The following is an 870-nucleotide window of genomic DNA, read 5'->3' on the forward strand; positions in this document are numbered from 1 at the left end:
GATGTCGAGTCTCAGGACCTGCGTGACAGATCAGTCTCGGGACGTGGGTGACACGTCCGGCTAGACGATCTTGTAGTTAGTTATGGGCTCTCGCCAGGGGTCCGTCAAGTGGTGTGCTCGTCGCACTCGGCTTCGAACTCTGCGTGGCGTCGTTCCAGGTATCCCGGCCAGTCGGCTCGCGCGGCGATGACGTCGTCGACGGTGAGTTTGATGACGGCGCAGAAGCCGATGGAGCAGGCTCGGGGAGAGCTGGCGTCGATGAGGGAGACGCCGTGGATCTGGTCGCCGTCGTTATAGAGGCAGAGGACGGGGTGGAAGTGGCAGTCCTCGTAGATCTCGCCGGGCTTGATGTCGGCGGCCTGATCCTGGGTCACGGGGGTCATTGTGCAGGTCATGGCTGTGGGGGTGATCCGAGGACTTGCGGTTGCGCGGGGGTTCGGGTTTGCGGGCCTTGAACCTGGCGATGTCCTTGGCGGTGGTGCGAGTGACTTCGGTGACGAGTTGGTCGCCGTCGTGGACGCGGAAGGTGGTGTCGGCGGCTTCGACGGTGAGGGTTGCTCCGGCGTGCGCGATGCCGACGTGGATGCGCTGGCCGGCGATGACGAGGGATCCGCGGCTGCTGACACGTCGTTCAACCCGCACCGGTTCGGGTGCCGGGGTCGGTGGGGGTCCGGCGGGGCGGGCGTCGCGAATGGTGGCGATCTCGGCGGCGCTCAGGGGGTTGGGCAGGCTGCGCAGCAGGACGCCGCCGGCGGTGATCTGCATGAGGCCGCGGTCGAGTCGGAGGGTGACCCGTTGTCCGGCGAAGTGGTAGCCGACGGGGTGCTGCCGTCCGGCGAGGCCGATCAGGCCGGTGGCGTTGACGAGCCG

General features: G+C 67.4%; 1 protein-coding gene and 1 pseudogene. One reads left to right on the plus strand and one right to left on the minus strand.

Going from position 1 to position 870, the window contains the following annotated elements:
• Window positions 1–104 precede the first annotated feature (104 nt).
• Entirely contained in the window at window positions 105–374 is a 270-nt protein-coding gene (locus tag V6U89_RS30100; RefSeq protein WP_157743602.1) for a hypothetical protein, read from the minus strand.
• Between the two features lie 19 nt (window positions 375–393).
• Between V6U89_RS30100 and V6U89_RS30105 the strand changes: the two are divergent.
• Window positions 394–870 (plus strand): annotated as a pseudogene (locus tag V6U89_RS30105) (hypothetical protein); the annotation flags it as partial.

The organism is Micromonospora sp. CPCC 206171 (assembly GCF_036906755.1).
Taxonomy (GTDB): domain Bacteria; phylum Actinomycetota; class Actinomycetes; order Mycobacteriales; family Micromonosporaceae; genus Micromonospora; species Micromonospora purpureochromogenes.